Origin of the sequence: Stieleria bergensis (genome assembly GCA_007745635.1) — a bacterium.
In the GTDB taxonomy this organism is placed as follows: domain Bacteria; phylum Planctomycetota; class Planctomycetia; order Pirellulales; family Pirellulaceae; genus Stieleria; species Stieleria bergensis.
In genome coordinates this window covers 2,852,456-2,876,097 of the sequence record CP036272.1, presented here as the reverse complement: position 1 = coordinate 2,876,097, position 23,642 = coordinate 2,852,456, and the positions used below count along the sequence as shown (strand labels likewise).

Below are 23,642 nucleotides of genomic sequence, written 5' to 3'. Positions count from 1 at the left end.
GACTCACAAGATCGACGCCGATGGTCAATCTTACGGGCCATGAACCATCACCCCGAGCATCAAAGTCACCCGGGCGTCAAAGTAAACACTACGGCCACGCGAGCAGCACGTTGCCTTGTCGATCGGTGAGTTGCAACGCCCGGATCTGCGCCGCCCCCTCTCCGGCACAAACGTCCAACCGCAACTTTCGCAGTGATAGCTTGGTCGTCAATTCGATGCGATGCTCCTCCCAGCTTCCATCGTGCTTCGGTTGAAAGCCAATCTGTTCACCGCGTGGCAAACTGGTCTCCATGTCAGTCGTAAAGAAAACGTCACCCGCGCCAGACGCTTTGCTGTTGAGTTCAAAACGCAGCACATAGGGTCCGGCCGCCAAACCAGCAGGCAAACGATCCCACGCCAACCCTGGGTCATCACCGCTACAGACCAGTTCCATGACTCCATCAGCAACCGTTAGTTTGGTATTCTTGCGACCGCGAATACTGGACGGACGGTTCGACTTGGCTTGCTTGGTTGAGTTTCGTTTCCCGCGTTTCGCGGCTCCACTGCCACGCACACCATCGGCTGGGTCGCGGTCAAAGTTCGTCCACTCCGGGTGCAGCTTAGGCTCGACAGCTGGCGAGACGGCAGCGGCTTGCTTGTCGCTGACGTGCACCACATCTTTGGCCATCGCCGTCCAGGTTTCCACCATGTCCTTCAATCGCTCAGGGTACTTTTGGGACAGGTCATTTAATTCGGTTCGATCCGCGTTCAGGTCGTACAATTCCCAGCCTTGTGAGCGAAAACTCACGGCCTTCCAGTTCTGAACCCGTAGCGCTCGGTCGGCGGAAAACAAAAAGTGCAGGGGCTGCTCTCGTTCCAGCGATTCATTCTGCAGCAAACTCACTAGCGGAACCCCACTGACCGGTCGCAGTTGGCGTCCGGGATACGTGCCAGGAATCTTGGCTTCCGCCAGCGCTGCAAAGGTGGGCATCAGATCGATCAAGTGCACAGGTTCACGTACGATCGCTCCCGACGGCCGGGAAATCCCCGCCGGCCAATGCGCGATGGCCGAAGTGCAGATTCCGCCTTCAAACTGATTCTGTTTGTAAAAGCGAAAAGGTGTATTGCGAGCCCAAGCCCAACCGGTGGAATCGCCAAATGAAACGTCGCCGTTAGTTGGCTGATGTTCAACGCCGCGACTGCTACGGTCATAGGGACAGGCACCGTTATCAGAAACAAACCAGATCAAGGTGTTGTCAAGTTCGTCGTTGCGTCTCAGGTCGTCAACCAGCCGTCCGACCTCTTGATCAACGCGATCGATCATTGCCGCCAAAGTCGCCATTCGTTTCGCTTCGAAGCGCTGCCTTGGCTCGGACAACGAATCCCAGGCGGGAATGTGATCCGGTCGAGGACTGGGGCGGACACCGTCGGGCAACAGCTTCAGACGCTGCTGTTTCTCGATGCGACGTTCCCGAGCAAGATCCCAGCCAGAATCAAATTTGCCCTCATATTTGGCGTAGTCCTGGGGCAACGCGTGCAGCGGCGCGTGAGGCGCGTTGAAGGCGACATACAAGAACCACGGCTTGTCCGTCTGCCTTGCTTCGTTCAAGAACTGCAACCCAAAGTCGACGTTGGCCACAGTGGTGTAGAAGTCATTTGCGGGCACTTGCCAGGGCTGACCATTGAGTCGAAAGCTGTCGTCACCTTTGAAGTAATTACAAGCACCACTCAGGTGGCCAAAGAAGCGTTGAAAACCAAAGTCCGTCGGTTGCTTCTTGAGGTGCCACTTGCCTGTCATTGCGGTAAAGTAGCCAGCGTCCTTGAGAACCTCAGCAGAGGTCACTGCGTGCGAAAGCGAAGTGTCTCCAGCCGCAATGCAATACTGCCCCGTCAACAGCGCGACACGTGAGGAATGGCACTTGGCGGTATTGTAAAACTGTGAAAATCGCACACCACCATTCGCCAAAGCGTCCAGATTGGGCGTCTGGATCTGACTGCCGTAGCAGCCCAGATCGCTGAACCCAAGATCATCGACCATGATCATCACGATATTGGGACGCTTCTCAGCCGCACAGCGGTGCGGCGAGACAACGAACGCCAGAAATGCCAGCGTCAGGGAACCAATCAGTTTGGGGAATCGCATTTTGAATCCTTCATCTTAAATGCTCAAGGTTGTGTCACTGCGATCCCACCCTTGGTCCGATGCAGGTGATGCTTGCCATATTCAGGGCCAACGAACGCGGAGACCACAACCGACTTTGTTTTAAGATTCGCGGGGACATCGAATTCAATCTCTAGCACGCCGTCGCCACTCGCGGTCTTGACGATTCGCTCGACCCTGCCACCGTCACCGTTCTTCAGGGTGACATGGAATTGCTGCTCCGCCATGGCCTTGGGAAGAGTGTGCCGAATCTTGACCAGCACGGCCTGACCGGCCTGAACCTGTTTGGGGACGACCAAACGAAACAGGCTGTCGTCTTGCTGAGGCGATTTGTTGGTGCGTTTCCTGGCGCGACGCGCATCCGATTCGGCTTGGACTTGATCAACATACGCACTGACCGCGGCCAGATCATGTCGCTTATCAAAGGCAGCTAGGATCGGATCATTTGTTTCGACCATGAAGCGACGCATCTCTGCTCGCAATTCTTCGATTTCTTTCTGATACTGTGGATCATCGATCAAGTTGTGAAGCGCGTCAGGATCCGCTTGGTAATCGTAGAACTCCTCCAAAACATTGTGATTGAAGTGTTGCAATCGAGCCGCGACCACGGGATCGGATGACGCGACGGTTCGCATCGCTCGGTACGACATCGTGCCTTGCGTGGCCGTTTTGAAAATCCGCTTGCCGTCCGACCAAGGATTGAAGATGTATCCAAACCGTTTGGTTTCGACGCTGCGCATGGGACTGCGATTCCCACCGGAGTTTTCATTGTAGACCTTGTAAACGACGTCGCGTCCCGGTTGCGCACCGCCTTCTAGCAGTGGCTTAAACGAACTGCCATCGAATGCGTTTGGCGCGGGAAGGTCCAAAATGTCCAACAGAGTTGGCATCAAATCCACGGCACTGATCATGTGCTGCCTATCGACGCTGCCAGCCGTCGTCACCCCCGGCCAACGAACGATCCACGGTGTCCGCGTGCTGTGATGCCACAAAGCGGTTTTGGCGAACGGCAACGGCATGCCATGATCGGACAAGAAGAACACGACCGTGTCTTTTTCATTGCCAGCTTCATGCAAAGCTTTCAAAACAGCGGCAACGCAATCATCTGCACGACGCACCGACGAATAATAATGCGCCAACTCTTTGCGGACATCGGGATGATCAAACAGGAAGCCCGGAATGGGTACCTCGTCTGCCGTGAAGATTTTTGACGGCACGTTGTCATCCTTGACGACTTGGCCTTTTGACGACATCGCGTAGAACGGCTTGTGCGGATCAGAAACATTGACGTTGATACAGAACGGCTTGTTAGCTTCGGCGGCAGACTGGATGCCCAACTTGGTGGACCGATAGTAGGAATCCGCGTTCTTGATGTGTTGTTTCTGGCCATCGATGATGGTCAGATCTTGATCCCAAGCGTAAGGCTGATAAGGCGTGCTATGGGTGACTTTGCCACGAATCGCAACGTAGTATCCAGCGTCTTTCATCGCGTCGACCAAGTGCGCGTATTGAGTGTCTCGCACCTGATAGAAACCTTCCACACCGGTGTTATGAGGATACCGGCCGCTAAACATGACGTTGCGTGATGGAAAGCAGTTGCCCACCTGGACGTGAGCATAATGAAACCGCATGCCTGACGCTGCCAGTGCATCAATCGTCGGTGTTGTTTCAGCGAGCTCGCACCCGAAGGCACCGACGGAGTCACAGCTCATGTCGTCCACGGTGATGATCAAAACGTTCGGTTTCTGATCCGCAGTGACCGTGGAGATCCAAGCCAGCGTCAAACCGCAGAGCAGGGCAGTTGCAAAGTGTTTCATGTTGTTGGCAGTAGAGATAAAGTTGAAAAGTCTCGCCACTCACTCGCTGAGGTGGCGTCCGCTGGAAACACCAGCGGCGTTGGCAATCAATGAACCGTCCTAGCGATGCAGGTCAGTCAAGCGGTTTGTCCTCGAAGTCCGTTGGACGAACCCAACCGGTGCGTCGTTTATTGCCAGACATGTAACTTTCATAGTAATTGAATTCCTTGTCCGAAACATTCTGGTACTGATCAAAGATGTCGCCGTTGCCATTGATTCTTGGATCACCCTGAGCCTTGAGTTGTGATTCCATTTGCTGCTGCAATGCCGCCAGGGTCTCGGCGTGCTTGGGATCCTGGGCCAAGTTGACGACGCAATCAGGATCTTTGCCCACATGGTACAGTTCAACCTGGGGACGTTTTCCGAAGCATTGTTGCCAGTAGGTTGACGCCACACCATCGCGGCGCATTTGCAAGATTTCTGTTTTCGTCGCCCCACCGTCACAGTTTAGGTAGCCTGTTTCGGGATTGCCAATCGGCCAACGATCGGTTTGGAAGTTTCGCAAGTACAACCAATCACCACGACGAATCCCTCGAATCGGATACCCCGTCGTCATCGGCCGGCCAACATCATGGCGTTCTTTGCCAACCAACACGTATTCGCGGTTCGCGACAGGACCATCGGCAGCGAACACGTCAAACAAGTCCTTGCCTGAGGTCGGCTGCATGATCGGTGCTAACGTTTTGACACCCGCTGCTTTCAAGAACGTTGGTGCGATCCCAGCGAAATCAACAAAGTCCTCTACGACCCGCCCCGGGTGTGCAATCCCCTGGGGCCACCGAATCGCCAAGGGAATGTGATTGGATTCGTCGTAAGCTTGACCTTTGGCGCGTGGGAACGGCATGCCATGATCACTGGTGGCGACGATCAAGGTGTTCTCAAGCTGCCCGCTGGCCTCCAAGTGTTTCAGAATCCGGCCAAGATGATTGTCAAAGTGTTCCACCTCGATGGCATAATCCAACATGTCACTGCGGATCGTGTCGTTATCCGGCCAATAGCTGGGAACATGATCGATGTCCGAAAGCTTCTTGCCGGCCGCTAAACCAGAGCCTTCTTCGTAGCCACGATGCGGTTCCGTTGTTCCGTACCAGAACACCCAGGGCTGATCTTTGGGAGCCTGATCCAGAAAGTCGCTGAAGTTGGCAGCGTAATCATTGTTGGAAATCGCCTTGGTCGGTGGCTTGGCTTTTCGTTTGGAATAGGACACGCCGGTGATCAAACGACGCTTCCCGCTGCGATCATTCGCTGTTCCCGGTCCCCAACCTTTTCCAGTGTATCCAGCGTTGTATCCATCGGCCGCTAGCCGTTCCATGAAACCACCAAATTTGGCAGGGAACACACATTGATGGTTTGCTGCTTCTTCCAATTGCCAGGAGTAACGCCCTGTCAGAATGATCGCACGCGACGGGGCACACTTAGCATTGGGCGTGTAGGCATTGCGAAACAGCAAGCCTTCTTTGGCCAGCCGATCGAAGCTTGGTGTATTCACCCAAGGACAACCGTAGGCACTGGCATGTCCGTAAGACCAATCATCAGCGATGGCAAACAAAATATTCGGTCGCCCCGAAGTTTCGTCAACATCAGCGGCAACGTTCCCAAAAGAACTGAACACCAACAACAAGCAAACGCCAACGACGGCGGGAAAGCGGTCAAAACACTGGGCCATCGATTTGGCTCCATCGAAAAAGGGGAAAGGAAACATCATTGCCGAGGAAGAGAAGGTATGAACGAACGCGGTTGCCAAGCTTCGTCAAAAAAGTCAGCTTTCAGAACTCCGCTGGGACCACGCGAAGTGATCGGCTGAGTCGTGTCAATCACCGCCCAATCAGGAAGCTTGGGAGTCTGTCGCGCGTTGTTCAAATAATCGTATTCGCGAAAAGTGAATCCACTGTTGAAGACCACATAACGCTCTGGATTGGCAGGGTTCGGTGAAATCAAAACCAACGCGTTGTCTGCTCCAGCAAACGCTTGCTTGCCAACCTGCACGCCATCGGCATCCCACCGAACGGGCAACTTTCCAATGACATCTTTGATCACAGTGTTGGTTTCGGGAGTTCCAAATAAGATCAAGTGATGATCGGCAACGTGCTGCGGAGTGAGCTCTGATGCCTTGATCGCGCGAACATCACCGCGATAATGTTTGCGCCAGTGGACCTGTGCATGCTCGGCCTCGTGCTGAACCCACTTGCCAACCGCACTGCTGGTATCGGCTTCATCGGGCAAGACAAACACGAACGAGCTCATGAATGCATCGTCAATGGGCCCCTGTAAACCGGGACGTTTGCGAATTGCGTCGGAGGCCTCCGCGATGGCCCAACCCCGGCTGGATTTGACCAACTGAATTTCGTACGAGCGATCAGAGTGGACCGTCGGTCCGGCCACTTGATCACCATCGATCTCAATGATCGGCTGGCTGGGATAATTCCCTAGCCACTGCCCCGCCTCAAAACGCAAATTCAGATGGTTCACGTTGCCGGTGCGAACGGCAATGCGTGGTTGAGCTTGATCCCAGTTCAACTGTCCCACAACACTGGCGGTTTCCCAGTGCTGATCAAGCCCCTGGACGTCCAACCAGTGCATGCGATGATAACGCAACATCTGTGTCGTCAACTCCACACGCAAGGGAACCTGAGCGGCGGCATTTGCGGCCAGAGCAGCCATCCTGGCTTCGATTTCAACCTTCGAATCCGCATGGATCTTATGCCCTGTTTGCGGGCCAATCACATGTCTCAAGGCAATGCCTTCGTCGGCCAAGACTGATTGCATCACATCGGCGGCCTGTTTCTGTCGATCGATTTCCCCGCTGTATGCGACGGTCGGGCAATTGATCAGATTGCGTGCCCAAAAGGGATTGTCATACCAGCGCCAGAGTTTGACTTGATAGTCCGGCGTTCCGCTCAAATCTTCGCCCTGAAACGATTTTAGAAACAGCGGTGTTTCGCTGAAGCCAGCGCCGGGATTGGCGGCAAAGAAGCGATCAGAATAGTGCGTCGCAATCTGCCAGCAGGCGGCACCGCCCATGGAGAAGCCACGTGCGCTGATCCTAGAATCATCGACGGGAAGCCTAGACGACACGTACTCCAAGGCCTCCATCACATCGATCTCACCAGCAAACTTAAACGCATTGCTGTAACGACCATACGGGTGCAGCACCAACGTATCGGCCGGAGTGTACTGACCCGCCGAGCGCTGGCCATTGGTTAAAAATGCCAACTCACTAAGCTTTTCACCGCGACCATGAAACCACAGGTCCAGACGTCGCGGCCGCGCATCATGCGCCGCATAGCCTGCCGGAATCACCACCGCATAAGGTTGGTAAGAACCATCCAGTTCGGATCGAAAACCACCGACCAGAAGTTGCTGCGGCCCCGTTTCAGTGGACAAACCGACCACCGTCTGCCAGGAAGCCTCGTCGACCGCTCGATCGATGCGCTGTTGGGCAAGTGTCAACAGTTCACGAGCAGACTGAGCGTCTTGTTCCCGATAAAACTGGTTCAGCTCAATCGCCATCTCGACGGCACGCGGGAACACCAAGATCTCGCACTCTAAAGAACGCAGATCCGCCAGTCGCTGCTGGCTTTGCTGTTGCTGCCATTTGTTGCCTTGTTTAGCGGCCTTTGCCGCCTGCGCTAAAACATCCGTCCAGCGGTCGCGCAGCTGCTGGCAAGCGTCGGTCAGCGACTGTAACTCACTGGATTCGATCTCAATGCCTGGCGGCGGAATGGGACGCACGCTCTCCGTTTGATTGTCGGCCGGACCATCAGCCACAACGGGTGCAGTCAGAATCGTCCACGAAACAAGCAGCCCAAGACAGAGCCGCCAAGGAAGCAAACAGAACGCCGCGAATGGGCGTCGAGATACAATCGTCACAAGAAGCCTCTGGGTGGGGAGCGAGCCAAGGCAAACGGCAGGGGGAGCGCAGCGGCTATTGTAATCTGCAATCAGCGCATGTGGGGCTGACACGCGAAACAGACGAGCTGGCAAGTCGAAGAGCCCCTGCCCGGCGAATCGCAGGCACTACACGATCAGATTCGCTTCCGACCACAGTGCGGGATCGGAATCCACCGGATAGTCATCGGCTAGCCCCAGAGTCTGCAAGCCGAACTCACGATCGTTCACTTGATAGTGCAGTGAAACACGTGGTTGCTGCGTTGGATCATAACCGGTTAGCGCTTGAGCGGCGATAAAACCGGACAGCTCATATCCATCCTGCTTGGCCGTCGCTCGAATGCTAAGCCGGTCCGGCGGTGCCGGCTTAGGTGTCGATAGTGCGCGAGGAATATTGACCATGGTTGCCACCGGTCGCTGCCGTCCGGGCCCCGTGCCGCTGGGCAGAAAGGCAAACTGTTGGCAATACTTGGTTGCCCGGTGGATGCTAGGACTGCAACGGGTGTCAATCCAAAGCCTCAGTCCGTCACTTTCCTCCAGTCGCGTTTCGCGACACCAGGGCAGTTGTTTCTTGCCACGGACGCTTAAAAAGAACGCCAATCCTTTTTCACTCCACCCCAATCGCAGGTCGGCAAACACTTGTCGATCGGCTAGCGAACCGAAGGTTGGAATCCGATAGGACTCATCCAGACAAATCCCTTTCGTGGACCAAACAGCATCGCAGGATCGGATGTCGATCTCGAAACGAAACAACATCGTTGGATCGATCAACCGATCGAGTTTATCCGGATCGTCCAAAGCGTCCTCCATGAGTGTCTCGCAAGGTCCCGTCGGTGAGGTTGACTTTAAGAGGCCGCGTTGGCTGGTTTGATGATCTGAGAGATGGCATTGAGCGCCAAACGCAATGATTTAGCCGCCATCACAAAGTTCGTGTGCCCGCTGACCTCTGGCTGAATCTCTTCGTACAGCTCAGTGGCTTTACGCAGCTTGGTCAATTTCTTCTTGGCCATCTTCATGTAGACCGCCGGATTGTCAACATCGTCCACCGGTCCAACCGCGAGGATGAAATCGTAGATGTCCCTGACGACGCTGCGCAATTCTTCGTCATCCTCAGATTCGTCGGCATGCTTTAGAAACGTCCTGACCATCCACAAATGCGCCACCTGCTGATCGATGGCGCGCACCTGATCAAGCGGGGAAGGGAGGTTCGAAGCAGTTTCAGCACTGGCCATTGAATTCTCAGGCATTTGCGTGACTAAACGTCTAGAGTCGTTTCGCCGTCATCAATCGCGGTTTTCTGATCAGACAGATCCGTGGCGGGTGCAGTCACGCTGGACGTGACACTAGCCTCCGCATCCGCTTTGGGCTTTGCCGCCCCATGACCGTGGGGCGTGTACATGGCCACCAAGACCACTCCGGCCACGGTCAGTGCCATGCCGACCCACAACACCGGGTGAATCTCGACCGATCCATGCGAACGCAATTTGAGAATCGAGACGATGGCGGTCACCGAGACCGCTCCGCCAAACACAATCGGCATGACCAACAGCGCATTGCCGCGACTGGTCATCATGGCCGTGGTCAAACAAAGGGCTCCCAAAGCGCCGAGCGATCCGGCCAGAAAACCCCATTTGGCGGGCGAGAAGTGCGTTATTCCCTCGACGCCGGGAACCGGTGCCGAGTAGGACATGTTGTCCCCTTTTAATTTCATCATCAGCAAACCACCGCCCACGGCGATGACCAGATAGGCGATGCCGATGAAGACATAGGGTTTAAACGGCGACCATCCATCGGGTGACATCAAGGGCTTGCCATCAACGCGAGGCGACTGAGCATTACCGATTGTTGGCCCATAACAGCCCCAAAACAGAGCTGTACCGAGAGCAAAAAGGACTGGAATCCACATTTTATTCATGAGCTTGGATGTAAAAGGAAGACTGCCTAAGCACAGCGGGGCGTGACAAAATCACGTCACCAAGAGATCAAATCTTGTGTAGGAAATGGCAAATATCACCGTCTTGGACGATGTAGTCTTTGCCCTCTACACGAAGTTTACCAGCTTGGCGAATTTCTTTCTCGTTGCCGAAGGCTTCCAGGTCTTCCAAAGTGTAAACTTCGCAGCGAATGAAGCCTTTTTCAAAGTCCGTGTGAATCACCCCGGCGGCCTGCGGTGCGGTTGCCTCCAGCGGAATGGTCCATGCTCGGACCTCTTTCTCGCCAGCTGTGAAATAGCTTTGCAGCCCCAGCGTTTTGTAGGCCCCTTGTGCGATCGTGCTTAGCGCTGGCGCTTCCAATCCAACATCGGCGAGCATTTCTTCTCGATCGGCTTCATCGAGTTCGGCCAATTCGGCTTCCAGTTTTGCGCTCACACAAACCACGTTGGCACCGACTTTATCAGCGTGCTCACGCACCTTATCGACCAACGGATCCTTGCCATCGAGATCGTTTTCGTCCACGTTGGCGACGTACAAAATCGGTTTGGCGGTCATCAAGCCAAAACTGTGAATCGCCTTGGCCTCGGCTTCGGCCAATTGCAGCGTTCGCAGCGGCTGCTCGGACTCCAAGTGCGCATTGCATTTCTCGATCGCTACCAACCGAAGCTTGGCCTCTTTGTCGCCACTGCGAGCGGAGCGTTCGGCTTTGGAGATGGCGTTTTCCAGCGTCTGCAGATCCGCCAGAACCAGCTCGGTTTCGATGGTGTCAATGTCGGCCAATGGATCAACGTTTCCCGAGACGTGAATCACGTCAGGGTCCTCGAAGCAACGCACCACTTGGACAATCGCGTCTACCTGGCGAATGTGGCTGAGAAACTTGTTGCCCAAGCCTTCGCCATCGCTGGCTCCTTTGACAATGCCAGCAATGTCAACAAGTTTCAACGCCGCAGGAATCACTTTCTGAGGCGGAATGTACTTGCAGATCCGATCCAAACGTTCGTCCGGAACGTTGACGATGCCTTCATTGGGTTCGATAGTACAAAACGGGTAGTTCTCGCTTTGCGCCGATTGTGATTGAGTCAACGCGTTAAACAGCGTGCTCTTGCCGACATTCGGCAATCCGACGATCCCAGCTTCCATAACGATTCAATTTTCAGAGAGGAAACAATCAGTTTGAAACGGCCATAGGTTATCGTGCCAATGCCGATCGTCGAAGGGGCCTACCGCCGGGGAGCACAAATCGCCGCAAAAACGCCGCTAACGCTCCACCGCAACGCTCATGCGCCCGATTCTGATGCTCCCACTATCGCTCAGCCAGCCAGCACTCCCGCTGGGCTGAGCAGCACTTCCGCTGGGCTGAGCAGCACTTCCGCTGGGCTGAGCGCGGCCTCTTGCGCTGGCCTGTTGCGCTGAGTTTGGCGTTGGCCACTGTGACCGCAGCTCCAAAGCCCCAAACCTGTCGCCCACTGCTCACCCTCTAGGGTGCCAACGCGGTTGCTGAACTGACACAGTAGGGCGAGAGTTGCTCGATGGTCTTGGGTCCGATCCCCGGCACGCGTTGCAAGTCATCCAATGCGTTGAAAGGGCCATTGGCCTTTCGATCGGCGACGATCTTTTTGGCCGTCATGGGGCCGATCCCTGGCATCAACACCCAGTCTTGCAGCTCCGCCCGATTGATATCCAACCGCGTCACCGGGAGTGACGTCGGAGCCGTCGGCAGGTTAGATTGGCCGATCAGCGTGAGAGAGCCGCCCCACAGCAATAAAAAAATCATGGTCAAAGCCACGCTTCGGATCGCCGTTTGAACGATGGGGTGCAACAATGCCGGCTGAAAGGGCTCGACAGATTGATTCGACAAACCGATCTGCTGTGGCAATGGTTCTGAAGTGCCGTCCGAGAGACGGTCATCGAGAACGTCACCGGGGCAAGTTGCAGTCTCGGCTGAATCGATCAATAAATGCACTGTGTCAGATCGCTTAGGTTCGTTGTCGCAATAAAATAAAAAAATGGCGTTTGGAAAGAAGGAAGAGGAAATGCTTGATTATTCAACCGTCACTGCGGACGCAGACTTGGAAAATGACTTACGAGCCTTGGTGCGGTTATCGATTGCAGAGGATTTGGCGGACCAAGTCGACTGGACCAGCGTCTGCCTGATTGATGCCACCACCACCGGCAGTTGTGATGTTGTACCACGCCAAGCAGGCATTTGCGCGGGCCTGGTCACCCTGCCATGGATCATTGAAGAATTTGACGCAGACATTCGCGTCCAGTGCTTTGGCAACGACGGCGCGATGATGCCAGCCGGTCAACCACTTGCACGGCTGACCGGCAACGCGCGTGATCTGCTGACTTGCGAGCGCACGGTGCTAAATATTATCAGTCGGCTATGTGGCGTCGCGACTGGTGTCCGGCGATACGTCGAAAAGGTGGCAGAGTATAAAGCAAACGTCTACGACACACGCAAAACCACACCGGGGTGGCGTCTGCTGGAAAAGTACGCGGTGCAGTGCGGGGGCGCCAAAAACCATCGCCGCGGCTTGTACGATGGCTTTTTGATCAAGGACAACCACTTACAACTTGGTGGTACATCAGGCCAGGCACGATTGGCCAGTGAGGCGGCCCGGCAAGCGCTGGCATGGAGCGACTGTGAGATTGAACGCATGCACGCGCCAACCCTTGTCGAAATCGAAGTCGACACATTGGCTCAGCTTCGCGATGTTCTGCCAACGGGTCCGCACATTGTCTTGATCGACAATTTTTCTCTCGAGGAAATGCGGCAAGCGGTGGCGCTGCGCGACGAACTGAACCCCCGTGTCGAACTGGAGGCCTCTGGCACTGTTACGATCGACACAATCGCTGACATTGCTGCGACCGGGGTAGACCGCATTAGTAGCGGGGCCTTGACACACCAAGCGACATGGTTGGACCTGGGACTCGACTGGGCCGACCAAACGGCAAGCTAGGGTTTGCGGACACACGCCTTCAAACAGCAGTTCTGCTGTTCACGCTCCCGCTCCGCTTGCCCCATGTCCACCCTGTCCAAGCCCACCCACTCCAAACAAGCTCCGTCTATCTGGACCGAACGCCGCCTGCTGGACTTGCTTCAGCCCGCCATCGACAGCTTGACGATCTTTGCATCGCTCTGGTTGGTTCGATGGTGCGTTGTTGGCGTCTTTGACCAACAGACCGCGATCCTGGGCTTGGCAACCATCTGTGGTTATCTCTTTTCGTCACAGATCACCGGCCTGCGTCACGCCAACACGCTGCATAGCGCGGATCGCGAGATCACGACGATTGCCTGGTCTTGGTCACTGACGGTGGTGATCCTGTGCGTGCTGGCTTTCTTGACTCGCTATGCGGAACCGTTCGCACGCCGCAACTTACTGCTATGGCTCTTGCTGGCCCCGTCCATGATGGCGTTCGGCCGCATGCTGTTTCGAATCGTCATGGCCTCGCGTTACAAACGTAATTTTGGCGTCCGCCGGGTGGCAATCGCGGGAATGAATGTGCTGGGCAAGCAAACCGCACTGAACCTGCAGAACAACCCCACGTTGGGCATGCAACTGGTGGGAGCGTTTGATGATCGCAACCCTCTGCGCACGATCAAAGAATCCGATCAGACGCCGTCCGACACCAACGACCGTTCCCCCACGGGTTTGGCTCAGTCACAGGCTCCCGACCAGTATCACCTTGTTGGCACATTAGAAGAAATGGTGTCGCGATGCAAAGCGGGCCAAATTGACACCGTGCTGGTCACCCTGCCGATGCGCGCTGAAGAACGCATTCGATATGTCTTGGATCAACTCAGCGACACAACCGCGTCGGTCTATATCGTCCCTGATTTTTACGTCTTCGAATTGCAACACTCGCAGTGGACCAATCTGGGTGGCATTCCCGCTGTCAGCGTCTTTGAGAATCCATTCTTTGGCATGGATGGAGCCTCCAAGCGGATTTGCGACCTCTTGTTGGGCTCGTTTGCATTGATTCTGGCCGCCCTGCCCATGACCTTGATTGCCATCGCCATCAAGCTGACCAGCAAAGGCCCCATTATCTTTCGCCAAAAACGATACGGTCTAGACGGCAAAGAAATCGACGTTTGGAAATTTCGCTCCATGTCGACCTGTGACAATGGCCCCGTCATCAAACAAGCGACCAAGCACGATGCACGCATCACACCACTGGGTAACATCTTACGAAAGACAAGCTTGGACGAACTTCCACAACTGTTTAACGTCGTGCAGGGAACCATGTCGTTGGTCGGGCCGCGGCCTCATGCGACGGCACACAACGAAGCCTATCGTTCGCTGATCCAAGGCTACATGCTACGACACAAAGTCAAACCGGGAATCACTGGGCTTGCCCAAGTCAACGGTTGCCGAGGTGAAACAGATACGTTGGATAAGATGGAAGCCCGCGTTCACTGGGATCACCAATACATCCGCAACTGGACCCTGTTGATGGACATTCGAATCCTAGTAAAAACCTTGCGCGTCGCCTGGAAACAGGAAACGGCTTATTGAGGCAAACGGGCTGCGAATGCTTGTTGTTGCAGACACCAACATCGCTCAAAAATTGACTCTGCCCCCAGCCCCTGCCCCCAGCCTCTGACCTAGCCCTCACCCAAGCCCCCAGGCGCTTACTCTGAACATCAACGTCCCAAACGCCTAAGACAGTTCAGCCAGCGCGTCCAGGAGAGCATCCAAGTCGCTAGCGGAGGTCTCTTCGCCGCAACTGATGCGCAACGTTCCATCGATTGGTGAACCAATCGCCTCGTGCACCAAAGCCGCACAGTGCAACCCTGACCGCACTTCGATACCAAACTCACCGTCCAGAATCATTGCGGCTTCCGCTGCCGGCAGCCCATCCACCGCGATGCTGGCCACCGGTAACAGCGGTGTAGCTGGACGTCCAATCACGCGCAGGTTGGGTTGCTCACTCAGCCGAGCATACAACTGCTGGGCAAGTTGGCCCAGAATCGCCGCGTGCTGCTCGACAGCCTGCTGCGGGGATGGCTGCCCTTGCCAAGCGTGCTGTAATCCCGCCAGCCAACCCGCAGCGGCGGGAACATTGCGATTGCCGGGCTCTAGCTTCGCTGGATACTCGTTCGGTGGATGCAAGGACTCGCTCTGGCCCCCCGTACCGCCAAAACGCGTGGGTTGAATGTCGTCATGCAGCGACTGACGCAGGTACAAAAATCCAGTCCCCAGTGGACCTTGTCCCCCTTTGTGGCCCGGGGAAGCCAACACGTCGATACCAAACTCACGAACCGACAGTGGCAGATGCCCAAATGACTGGGCGGCATCACAGAACAGAATCGGTTTACTGGCTTCGGCGTATCGCTGGGCAAGTGATTGGCCAATCGTTTTCACGGGCTGCACCGCCCCGTTTACGTTCACTGCATGAACGATGGCGATCAAGCGTGTCGTTTCATTGGTCGCTGCCAGCACGGCATCCGGATCGACCACCGCGTCATCGCCCACCGGGACAACCGTCCAGCGAATCACTTGCTGGTCGACCAAATGCTTCAACGGACGCAGAACACTGTTGTGCTCAGCCGCCGTCGTGACCACGTGGTCCCCGGGCCGCAGCAGCCCGAGCAAGCCGACATTGATCGCCTCCGTTCCGCCGGACTGCAATGAGATTTCATCACTCGTGGCCGCATCAATCCACAGCCTGATCTCGCGACGCAATGAGTCCAGGATCTGTGATGCCTGCTGTGACGCTTGATAGGCTCCGCGCCCCACAGCAGCCTCCTGGCTATGGGCATGCTCGTACATGGTCTGCAGGACGATCTCTGGTTTGGGAAACCGAGTCGCGGCATGATCCAGATAAATCCGTCGCCTCATGGATGAATCCATTCGGTTTGCTGATCTTCGTAAGTCTCGCGTTTCCAGATGGGAACGTCTTCTTTCAGACGATCCATGATCCATGGCAAGGCCAGGAAGGCATCCTTGCGATGCGCACTGCAGCACCCTACCAGCACACTCGCCTGCCCCAATGGAACTTCGCCCAAACGATGCACAATGACGACTTTTAGCAAGCCAAATTTATCCTTGGCTTGGTCTGCCAATTGCTGCAGTTCCTTGACTGCCATCGTCGGATGTGCTTCATAGTGCAGCGTTGCCGTGATTCGAATCTGGCCATCGGAGGCTTTGGTTTTCCGCCGCGTCACGCCGGCGAACCAAGCATGCGCACCACTATCGACGTCTTGGAGGGACTTCTCCCACTGGCTTAATTCGATCGGGCTCTCAACGAGCTGGACTGGGTTCATGAGTTCATCCGCCACTGACAGGAGGGATCACAGCAAACTGTGCATTCAGGTCATCAATCACATGATCGGCGGCTACATAGGCGTCGTCAATCGCCAATCGACACTGTGGAATCAGCAAAGCCACCTCTGGAAGTTGCGCTGCCAATTGCTTCAACACTTGATCGGCAGTGCAGGGCAGTCCGTTTGGCAACACAACCTGCAACTGATCGCAACCAGCGACTTCGCGGAATTTTGCAAACAACTGAACGTTGATCGCAGCATGGGTCTCACTCACGACGAAACAGGCTCCTCAATTTCGGTCAACGGTGGCAATCCCAGTTGCTCCGCCAGTTGTGGCATTCGCCCATAGGCATAGGCCAACAACTTGATGGGATGGACTGCCGTTTTAAACGAACCATGATCGATTTGCATCTTGCAAGCACTGCACTCAGTACTGGCAAAGGACGCTTTTTGCCGTCGCATTTCTTGAATCATCGGCCAACCGATCCGCACGCTACTGCGATAGTTTTTCCGTTCCAAGCCCCAGACACCCGCCATCCCGCTACAGCCTTTATCCACAAACTGAACGTCCAGTCCGGGAATCAGTTTCAAGACATGCAGCGAAGCCGGATCGGGATCCAAGACCCTTAAATGGCAAGGGCGATGATACGCAAACTCGGCCTCCAGGTTTTTGAACGATCGGTCCAGCTTGCTTTGCCGATCCAAGGAACGCAAGTACTCGCAGGCCTCTGAACTATTCTTGGCGACCAAGAGCGAATCTTCATCATCAAGCAAACTGGGGTATTCATGCCTCAAGCACAACACCGCAGCGGGTTCAGTCGCGATCACGTGGTATCCACTGCGCACCGCGTCGGCCAACATCCGGACGTTCCAGCGAGCGACGCGCCGCGCTCCTTTTAAATCTCCCGCCGCGATCCGCGCCATGCCCGAACCAGACTGAGTGGTGGGCACGTAAACGGCGATTCCGTTCTGTTGCAAGATTTCCACCAATGCCAAGCCCAAGGTGGGATCGTGGTAATTGGCAAAGTAATCCACAAAGTACACGACCTTGGGGCCGTCACTTTCGATGCGTTTTGTCAAACGTCGTCGCGACGCATGACGCATGAAACTTACCGACGCAACCGTTGGCAATTCTCGCGAACTGCTTAAACCGAACGTCGCCTCCATCAGCCACCGGAAAAATCGATTGCGAATCAGAAAATTTGACAGCAACGGTGTTTGCGCTGCGACGGCTGCGGCAAAGTCCAGCCGGGTCAGCAATCGCTGGGTCAGCTTAAGCCCGTTGGTTTGAACGTACTGGGCCTTCAGCTCACTCACGATCTTGGGAATATCAACTGACGCGGGACATTCCAAGCGACACTGATGACAATGGAAGCACAGGTCGGCCACCGACTTGGCCTTTTCACCGGCCAAGGAATCAATGTCCACCGCGCCGCTCAGCACGGCCCGTAACAGGTTCGCCTTGGCGCGCGGCGTCGACTCCTCGTCGCGCAGGGTGCGAAACACCGGACACTGTCGCTCGCCGGAAGCCGTTGTGCGACACCGCGCGCAGCCGTTGCAACTCTGGGCGACCTCATCGATTCGATGATTCGCAGTCCAATGCTGAAGCACCGGCAAATCCGGGACAGGATGTCCACCCAATCGAGCTGCCTGCACGATGTGATCCGCAGCTGGCAACAAGGTGCGCGTGCCGGTCGACACCTGGATGGTCTGACCAATGGGACGCAGGTTTTCATTGGGCTGCTGCAGCACCGCGCCGAACAATTTGCCAGGATTGAGCCGATGATGTGGATCAAATAAGCGTTTGATTTGCCCCATCGCGGGCCAAAATGGACCAAACTGCTTGGGCAGCAAAAAGCTGCGACTGAGTCCCGCAGCATGTTCGACGCTGACCTGTCCATCGTATCGCCACACGACCTCTGCAACCTGTTCGGAGAGATCACGGATTTTCTCGCGATCTGCCGGCTTGGCCAAATCAATGAACGGCCGCACATGCAGTTGCCCGTGACCGGCATGGGCAAAAATAGTCGCCGTGCACTGGGCATCGCGCAGCGTTCGCTGGATGGCCGACAAAGCATCCGGCAGACGCTCCGGGGGGACCGCAATGTCTTCGATAAAAGGAATCGGCATCCCCGGCCCTTTTAGTCGACTCAATCGCGGAGTCGCGCGGCGCACCAATGTCCAAAACTGATCTCGCTCGTGCTGACTCGAAGACTTGCTGACGAAAAACGCGGCGTCGCTGCCAACCGACAATTCCTCAGCCACCATCTCCAGACGCTGCTGAAGCTCAGCAATCTCCTCGGCTTGAAACTCCAGCAAGAGCATCGCTTCGGCTTCGCGCGGAAGCACCGCCTCGAACTGCCGTTCGATCTCGCGGGCGATGCCTAACAGCCTGCGTCCCATCAAATCACAGGCGACCGGACCATACTTGAGCGACTTCAGGGCCGTCCGCGATGCGGATTCCAAACGATGAAAAAACAGCACCACAATCCCACGGTGACGCGGGATCCACTCGGTTTTTAACGTGCCTTCAACAAACAAGGCCAAAGTGCCTTGCGTGCCAACCAGGAACTTCGCCAAATCCACTCGGCCGTCATCACCGATCACACCGTCAAATCGGAACCCGCTGCGAGCTGGCGGTTTGTTGTTCAGTTCTTCGATCGCGGGTTGATACTGCTGGGCAATCTCTGTCAGCCCCCGCGCCAACCTTCCAGCGGTGCCCTCTTCACGAGGCGAATGCTTGCCAACCAACAACCGCTCACCCTCAGCGGTCACGATGCCGATCGACTCGATGTTGTCACGCACCGAACCACTGCGCAAGTAATGGCTGCCCGATGAATTGGTCGCCAGCACACCACCGATCGTGGTGATGCTGCGAGTCGCTGGGTCCGGACCAAACCAACGCCCCTCGGGTTTAATCAAATGGTTCAATTCCGCCAGAGGTAAACCACACTGCGCGGTGACTTGCCCATCGTCAGGATTGCTTCGCATGCTGCGCATGAACCGCGAGAAGTCAACCACGATCCCTGGTCCAACGGATTCGCCCGCCACCCCGCTGCCACTGCCACGAGCGTGAATCGGCAGGTCGTGATCGTTGGCGTACTGCACCAACGCGACCACATCGGCATCCATCCTGGGACGTACCACAGCAATGGGCCGGATCTCATAGATACTGGCATCTGTGCTATACAAAGCCGTCGAGATTTCATCGCACAACACATCTCCGCGGACGATGCCAAGCAGGTCGTCTTGAATTCGTTGGCGATCGATTTCCATCGTTGTTTCTAACGTTCCGTGTTGTGAAAGGCCGTGTTGTCACAGACCGTGTAAGGACAGACCGGCGATCAGTCGGCAGCAGCGTTTGCGCCCAATGCGTTCCATCCCCGCGCGGCGGCGGCGAAGATCTGCTGATGACGAATCACCAAGGGTGACAGCCTCATTGTGCACCACTATAACGGCTGCATGATTCCGGCGGCAGGGTTCTGACCCTCAACAGGTGGGATCGCGCCGGCGGGCACTCGTGCCGGGGCTGCGGCAGACGCGAACGATCCTCTGCACCCAAATGAACCGCCAGTTGCCCTAGTTAGACCGCCAGTTGCCCTGGGTAAACCGCCAGTTTTGGCCTCCGGCGACTGCGGATTCCCAGCCACTGAAAACATCGATAGCGTGCCGGGGCATCACCCAAGAGCGAACGGAGGACTGTGGAAAACGGGAACCAGGTGGTCCCCACCCGACCGATGACCGCACAGAAGGCTGGCGAGGTAGGCGGCTGCCGCTAGAAAGTTTTTCGGACCATCCCTACGAATGGTGGCGGAAAGATGTTAAACTGTGGTCGTTAGCCAACCCTTCGCGGGCGGCTTGCGGAGCCGAAGACACCACTGCCGACCAACTGCAAATGCAACCCGCTTGCAACTGCCGGCCTGCCGTCGACGATGGCGGAGTGCGTCTCATGAATGCAACTCAGAGACTGCCCGCCCTACAGTTGCTGCTTCAGGCTTCCCCTTACCCCAACGCCCCACCACTGAATCACAGGTGTCACCTAGCCATGTGGAGATCCCCGGTCGCTCCCCCTCACGCGAGAACATTTGTTGTCGCCCTTTTGTTCGTTGTCGCGAATGGTCTGCTCGCTGGACTGGCGTCTCAGGCAACCGCAGAAGACGCCGACGGTAACAAGCAAGTCTTGCTGGTTGCTGGCAACCCGTCACACGGTTTCGGTTCGCATGAACACTACGCGGGCGTGCGATTGCTCGCCGACGCGATCACCAGCAGCACCGACAAGGCTGCCGTGACAGTCGTCAAGCGCTGGCCAACGGACGAACAGGTCGACGCTGCGGATACGATCGTCATTTACTGTGACGGAGGTGGCCGCCATGTCGCGATGGCACATCGTGATCAACTGCGCAAGAAGCTCGCAAAGGGCTGTGGCTTGGTGTGCATTCACTACGCGGTGGAGATGGTCCCTGGCGAGCCTGGTGACGACTGGGTGGAAATGCTGGGCGGTCACTTCGAAGTGCACTACAGCGTCAATCCGCACTGGGTTGCAGATTTCAAATCGCTGCCTAATCACCCGATCGCCGCGGGCGTAGAACCATTCAAGACCGACGATGAATGGTACTTTTACATGCGTTTTTCGGATCAGGGAAAGGTCACGCCAATCCTTGCCGCCGTTGCTCCTGAAGACACCATGCGTCGCCCCGATGGAGCACACAGCGGCAATCCTCATGTGCGCAAAAGCGTTGCAGCTGGCGAAAAACAGACCGTCGCCTGGGCCTACGATCGACCCGACGGCGGCCGTTCATTCGGCTTCACCGGCGGACACTATCACTGGAACTGGGGCAATGACAATCAGCGCCGCCTGATGGCCAACGCCATTCTGTGGACAGCTGGCATGGACGTCCCCAAGAACGGTTTCTCTCTCGGTCAAGAGAAGGTTGGCGTTGAACGCCTGCTAGAAAACCAGGACTACAACCCGCCCAAGAACTTCGATCAGCAACAGGTTGCCGAGAAGTTTGAATTGACCAGCACTGGCCCAAAAAAAAAAGGCCAATAACTAAACAGGGTTCAGCATCGTCTAGTAAAGATGCTGGTAAGAAACTCTATCAGTCAAAGGTGATCAACGGTCAAACGGCTGGTCACCGAGTTGCGATCGAAGCCAAACTCGACGGCGTCAAAGACCTTTTTTTGGTCGTCGATGATGGCGGCAACGGTTACGCCTGTGACTGGGCAGACTGGATCGATCCCACCTTTCATGGTCCAGCGGGATCAAAATCGCTGCTCGATTTGAAATGGCAATCGGCCAGCAGCGGATGGGGCCAGGTTCGCAAGAATGCGAATTGCGAAGGGCAGCCTTGGTCCGTGGGAGGTGAGCCCGTCGGCAAAGCCGCGATCGGGGTGCACGCCAACAGTGTGATCCATTTTCGCGTCCCCGATGGTTTCAATCGATTCACCGCAATCGGTGCACTGGACACCGGTGGCACGTCACAACAAAACGGTCAATCGACAAGCGTTCGCTTTGCACTTTACGCAGGCAGTGCTCCCGGATTTGAGGGTGCAACTGCCAGCCAAGCAGGCCAACAAAGCCGCGATCCAGAAGACGCGCTGGAAGGCATCGAAATCGGCGCCGGGCTGGAAGCGACTCTCAGCGCCAGCGAACCGATGCTGCGCAGCCTGACCAATCTGGCGATTGACTCGCGTGGTCGCATTTGGGTTTGCGACGTGATGAACTATCGAGGCAACAACGGTTCGCGCCCCGAAGGCGACCGAATCTTGATTCTTGAAGACAGCAATCAGGATGGCGTGATCGACCAATCGACGGTGTTCTACCAAGGTCGCGACATTGACTCGGCGATGGGATTGTGCGTGCTGGAGAATGAACAAGGCTGTGAAGTCATTGTGACCGCGTCACCCAACGTGTGGCGTTTTGTCGATTCCAACGGAGACGACAAGCCGGACGAAAAGAAGCTCATGTTTTCCGGTGTCGGGCAGGCTCAGCACGACCACAGTGGCCACAGTTTCTTGTTCGGCCCTGACGGCAAACTCTACTGGAACGTCGGCAATACGGGACGGACCGTCAACACACCCGATGGCGAGACGGTGATTGACATTCATGGGCGTCCGGTAGTCGATAATGGGGCGCCGTTTTATGGCGGCATGCCGTTCCGCTGTGACTTGGACGGATCGAACTTCGAAGTCCTAGCGCACAACTTCCGTAACAATTGGGAAACCACCGTCGACTCCTTTGGCACGCTGTGGCAAAGCGACAACGACGATGATGGCAACCGTGGTACTCGCATCAACTTCGTCATGGAGCACGGCAATTACGGCTATCGCGATGAACTGACTGGCGGAGGCTGGCGTTCACCTCGCATGAATTTGGAGGACGAAATTCCGTTGCAACACTGGCACTTAAACGATCCCGGCGTCGTGCCCAACCTGATCCAAACCGGTGCAGGATCGCCCAGTGGGATTTGTTTCTACGAAGGACGATTGCTGCCAAAGCGTTTCTGGGACACGATGATTCACTGTGACCCCGGCCCGAACCAAGTCCGTGCCTTTCCAACCTCCGTCGACGGAGCAGGCTACAAAGCGAAACTGGATCCGCTGATGACCGGCTCGGTCGATCGCTGGTTCCGACCTGCCGATGTTTGTGTTGCTCCGGATGGCTCGGTCTTTGTTACCGACTGGTACGATCCCGGTGTCGGCGGCCACCGCCAGGGCGATACCGATCGGGGCCGACTGTTCCGTCTGGCACCACCTGCGACGCCGTACAAGGTTCCGACCTTTGATTTTGCATCCGCCAAGGGAGCTGTCGAGGCGCTGCGAAACCCGAACTTGTCAGTTCGTTCAAGAGCTTGGCGATCGCTGCATGCGATGGGCTCAGAAGCTGAACCGGCGTTGTTGGAGCTTTGGCAAGACGAGAACCCTCGCCTACGCGCTCGCGCACTCTGGCTGTTAGGCAAGATCGACGGCAAAGGCCAGCACTTTGTCCAGCAAGGCTTGCAGGACAAAGATCCGAACGTGCGCATCACGGCCATTCGCTTGGCCAAACAACTGACCGCAGCTCCATCCGCGATGTTGGCCGACGCGATCGCTGACCCATCGGCCGGCGTGCGTCGTGAAATCGCTGTCGCGCTGCGGTTCGACAAGAGCGACGCCATGCCAAAGCTGTGGGCCAAGCTGGCGGCGGCTCACGAGGGTGAAGATCGCTGGTACTTGGAAGCCCTGGGAATCGGCAGCGACCTAAGACCAGACGAGTGTTTTGCAGCTTATTTACAGGAAGTCAAAGGGCACTGGGACAGCGTTGCTGGCCGAGACATTGTCTGGCGAGTTCGTGCAGCGGACGCTGCGGAGGCCATGGTCTCCATCATCGCTGATCCAGCGTTGCCGCTGGAACAGACCGATCGCTATTTCCGCAGCCTGGAATTCCACCCTGCAGCGGTTCGCAATCAGGCGCTCAAGCGACTGATCCCTTGATCCGCGATCAGCACGCTCCGTTCAATCACCGCTGGCTGTTCGCAGCCAGCGGACACTCAACATTCGCACACTTGCCTCTC

The 23,642-nt window shown here is 56.2% G+C and carries 17 protein-coding genes; 4 read left to right on the top strand and 13 right to left on the bottom strand.

Annotated elements, in window-relative coordinates; all coding sequences use genetic code 11:
- Positions 1-88: 88 nt before the first annotated feature.
- The 9 genes from SV7mr_RS09915 to SV7mr_RS09875 form a co-directional block, all read right to left on the bottom strand.
- Positions 89-2,122, bottom strand: coding sequence for an arylsulfatase (locus SV7mr_RS09915; RefSeq protein ID WP_145271546.1), 2,034 nt, complete (start codon positions 2,120-2,122; stop codon positions 89-91).
- 23 nt (positions 2,123-2,145) lie between these two features.
- On the bottom strand, positions 2,146-3,957 hold the full coding sequence (locus SV7mr_RS09910; RefSeq protein WP_145271544.1) for a sulfatase family protein: 1,812 nt from the start codon (positions 3,955-3,957) through the stop codon (positions 2,146-2,148).
- A gap of 112 nt (positions 3,958-4,069) precedes the next feature.
- Entirely contained in the window at positions 4,070-5,662 is a 1,593-nt protein-coding gene (locus tag SV7mr_RS09905) for a sulfatase family protein (RefSeq protein WP_145271542.1), read from the bottom strand.
- A gap of 35 nt (positions 5,663-5,697) precedes the next feature.
- Complete coding sequence (locus tag SV7mr_RS09900) at positions 5,698-7,764, bottom strand: prolyl oligopeptidase family serine peptidase (RefSeq protein WP_419188342.1); 2,067 nt, start codon at positions 7,762-7,764, stop codon at positions 5,698-5,700.
- Positions 7,765-8,013: 249 nt separating this feature from the next.
- Positions 8,014-8,694 (bottom strand): DOMON domain-containing protein, encoded by a 681-nt coding sequence (locus SV7mr_RS09895; RefSeq protein ID WP_419188341.1) that lies wholly within the window; start codon positions 8,692-8,694, stop codon positions 8,014-8,016.
- A 35-nt stretch (positions 8,695-8,729) separates the two neighbouring features.
- The gene (locus SV7mr_RS09890) at positions 8,730-9,131 is read right to left on the bottom strand and encodes an amidohydrolase (protein WP_419188340.1); all 402 of its coding nucleotides are present in this window, start codon (positions 9,129-9,131) and stop codon (positions 8,730-8,732) included.
- A gap of 8 nt (positions 9,132-9,139) precedes the next feature.
- The gene (locus SV7mr_RS09885; protein ID WP_419188339.1) at positions 9,140-9,799 is read right to left on the bottom strand and encodes a hypothetical protein; all 660 of its coding nucleotides are present in this window, start codon (positions 9,797-9,799) and stop codon (positions 9,140-9,142) included.
- Between the two features lie 67 nt (positions 9,800-9,866).
- Positions 9,867-10,958, bottom strand: coding sequence for a redox-regulated ATPase YchF (gene ychF / locus SV7mr_RS09880; RefSeq protein ID WP_145271540.1), 1,092 nt, complete (start codon positions 10,956-10,958; stop codon positions 9,867-9,869).
- A gap of 337 nt (positions 10,959-11,295) precedes the next feature.
- Complete coding sequence (locus SV7mr_RS09875; RefSeq protein WP_145271538.1) at positions 11,296-11,781, bottom strand: ComEA family DNA-binding protein; 486 nt, start codon at positions 11,779-11,781, stop codon at positions 11,296-11,298.
- A 70-nt stretch (positions 11,782-11,851) separates the two neighbouring features.
- On the opposite strand from SV7mr_RS09875, the gene nadC reads away from it, so the two are divergent.
- Together nadC and SV7mr_RS09865 are read left to right on the top strand one after the other, a co-directional pair.
- Positions 11,852-12,781, top strand: a complete 930-nt coding sequence (gene nadC, locus SV7mr_RS09870) for a carboxylating nicotinate-nucleotide diphosphorylase (RefSeq protein WP_145271536.1) — start codon at positions 11,852-11,854, stop codon at positions 12,779-12,781.
- Between the two features lie 63 nt (positions 12,782-12,844).
- Positions 12,845-14,338, top strand: a complete 1,494-nt coding sequence (locus SV7mr_RS09865) for an undecaprenyl-phosphate glucose phosphotransferase (protein ID WP_145271535.1) — start codon at positions 12,845-12,847, stop codon at positions 14,336-14,338.
- 144 nt (positions 14,339-14,482) lie between these two features.
- Here the strand turns inward: SV7mr_RS09865 and SV7mr_RS09860 are convergent, their stop codons facing one another.
- From SV7mr_RS09860 to SV7mr_RS09845, 4 genes are read right to left on the bottom strand one after another with little or no spacing between them, the layout of a single operon-like run.
- The gene (locus tag SV7mr_RS09860; protein WP_419188338.1) at positions 14,483-15,676 is read right to left on the bottom strand and encodes an aminotransferase class V-fold PLP-dependent enzyme; all 1,194 of its coding nucleotides are present in this window, start codon (positions 15,674-15,676) and stop codon (positions 14,483-14,485) included.
- Complete coding sequence (locus tag SV7mr_RS09855; RefSeq protein ID WP_145271530.1) at positions 15,661-16,089, bottom strand: molybdenum cofactor biosynthesis protein MoaE; 429 nt, start codon at positions 16,087-16,089, stop codon at positions 15,661-15,663. The genes SV7mr_RS09860 and SV7mr_RS09855 overlap by 16 nt, the downstream gene beginning before the upstream one ends.
- 4 nt (positions 16,090-16,093) lie before the next feature.
- Complete coding sequence (locus tag SV7mr_RS09850; protein WP_145271528.1) at positions 16,094-16,363, bottom strand: MoaD/ThiS family protein; 270 nt, start codon at positions 16,361-16,363, stop codon at positions 16,094-16,096.
- Positions 16,360-19,365, bottom strand: a complete 3,006-nt coding sequence (locus SV7mr_RS09845; protein ID WP_145271526.1) for an anaerobic glycerol-3-phosphate dehydrogenase subunit C — start codon at positions 19,363-19,365, stop codon at positions 16,360-16,362. Before SV7mr_RS09845 ends, SV7mr_RS09850 begins: the two co-directional genes overlap by 4 nt.
- Positions 19,366-20,134: 769 nt before the next feature.
- On the opposite strand from SV7mr_RS09845, the gene SV7mr_RS25265 reads away from it, so the two are divergent.
- Both SV7mr_RS25265 and SV7mr_RS09840 read left to right on the top strand, forming a co-directional pair.
- Positions 20,135-21,139 carry a ThuA domain-containing protein gene (locus SV7mr_RS25265; RefSeq protein WP_419188337.1) on the top strand — a complete coding sequence of 335 codons (1,005 nt, stop codon included), beginning with the start codon at positions 20,135-20,137 and terminating at the stop codon, positions 21,137-21,139.
- Between the two features lie 59 nt (positions 21,140-21,198).
- A complete protein-coding gene (locus SV7mr_RS09840) occupies positions 21,199-23,562 on the top strand; it encodes a PVC-type heme-binding CxxCH protein (RefSeq protein WP_419188336.1) in 2,364 nt (787 codons plus the stop codon).
- Positions 23,563-23,642: the final 80 nt, after the last annotated feature.

Coding starts and splice junctions, on each gene's coding strand:
- SV7mr_RS09845 (WP_145271526.1), bottom strand. CDS start 19,365: ATGGAAATCGATCGCCAACGAATTCAAGACGACCTGCTTGGCATCGTC.
- ychF (WP_145271540.1), bottom strand. CDS start 10,958: ATGGAAGCTGGGATCGTCGGATTGCCGAATGTCGGCAAGAGCACGCTG.
- SV7mr_RS09860 (WP_419188338.1), bottom strand. CDS start 15,676: ATGGATTCATCCATGAGGCGACGGATTTATCTGGATCATGCCGCGACT.
- SV7mr_RS25265 (WP_419188337.1), top strand. CDS start 20,135: ATGTGGAGATCCCCGGTCGCTCCCCCTCACGCGAGAACATTTGTTGTC.
- SV7mr_RS09905 (WP_145271542.1), bottom strand. CDS start 5,662: ATGGCCCAGTGTTTTGACCGCTTTCCCGCCGTCGTTGGCGTTTGCTTG.
- SV7mr_RS09895 (WP_419188341.1), bottom strand. CDS start 8,694: ATGGAGGACGCTTTGGACGATCCGGATAAACTCGATCGGTTGATCGAT.
- SV7mr_RS09865 (WP_145271535.1), top strand. CDS start 12,845: ATGTCCACCCTGTCCAAGCCCACCCACTCCAAACAAGCTCCGTCTATC.
- SV7mr_RS09885 (WP_419188339.1), bottom strand. CDS start 9,799: ATGAATAAAATGTGGATTCCAGTCCTTTTTGCTCTCGGTACAGCTCTG.
- SV7mr_RS09910 (WP_145271544.1), bottom strand. CDS start 3,957: ATGAAACACTTTGCAACTGCCCTGCTCTGCGGTTTGACGCTGGCTTGG.
- SV7mr_RS09855 (WP_145271530.1), bottom strand. CDS start 16,089: ATGAACCCAGTCCAGCTCGTTGAGAGCCCGATCGAATTAAGCCAGTGG.
- SV7mr_RS09915 (WP_145271546.1), bottom strand. CDS start 2,122: ATGCGATTCCCCAAACTGATTGGTTCCCTGACGCTGGCATTTCTGGCG.
- SV7mr_RS09890 (WP_419188340.1), bottom strand. CDS start 9,131: ATGCCTGAGAATTCAATGGCCAGTGCTGAAACTGCTTCGAACCTCCCT.
- nadC (WP_145271536.1), top strand. CDS start 11,852: ATGCTTGATTATTCAACCGTCACTGCGGACGCAGACTTGGAAAATGAC.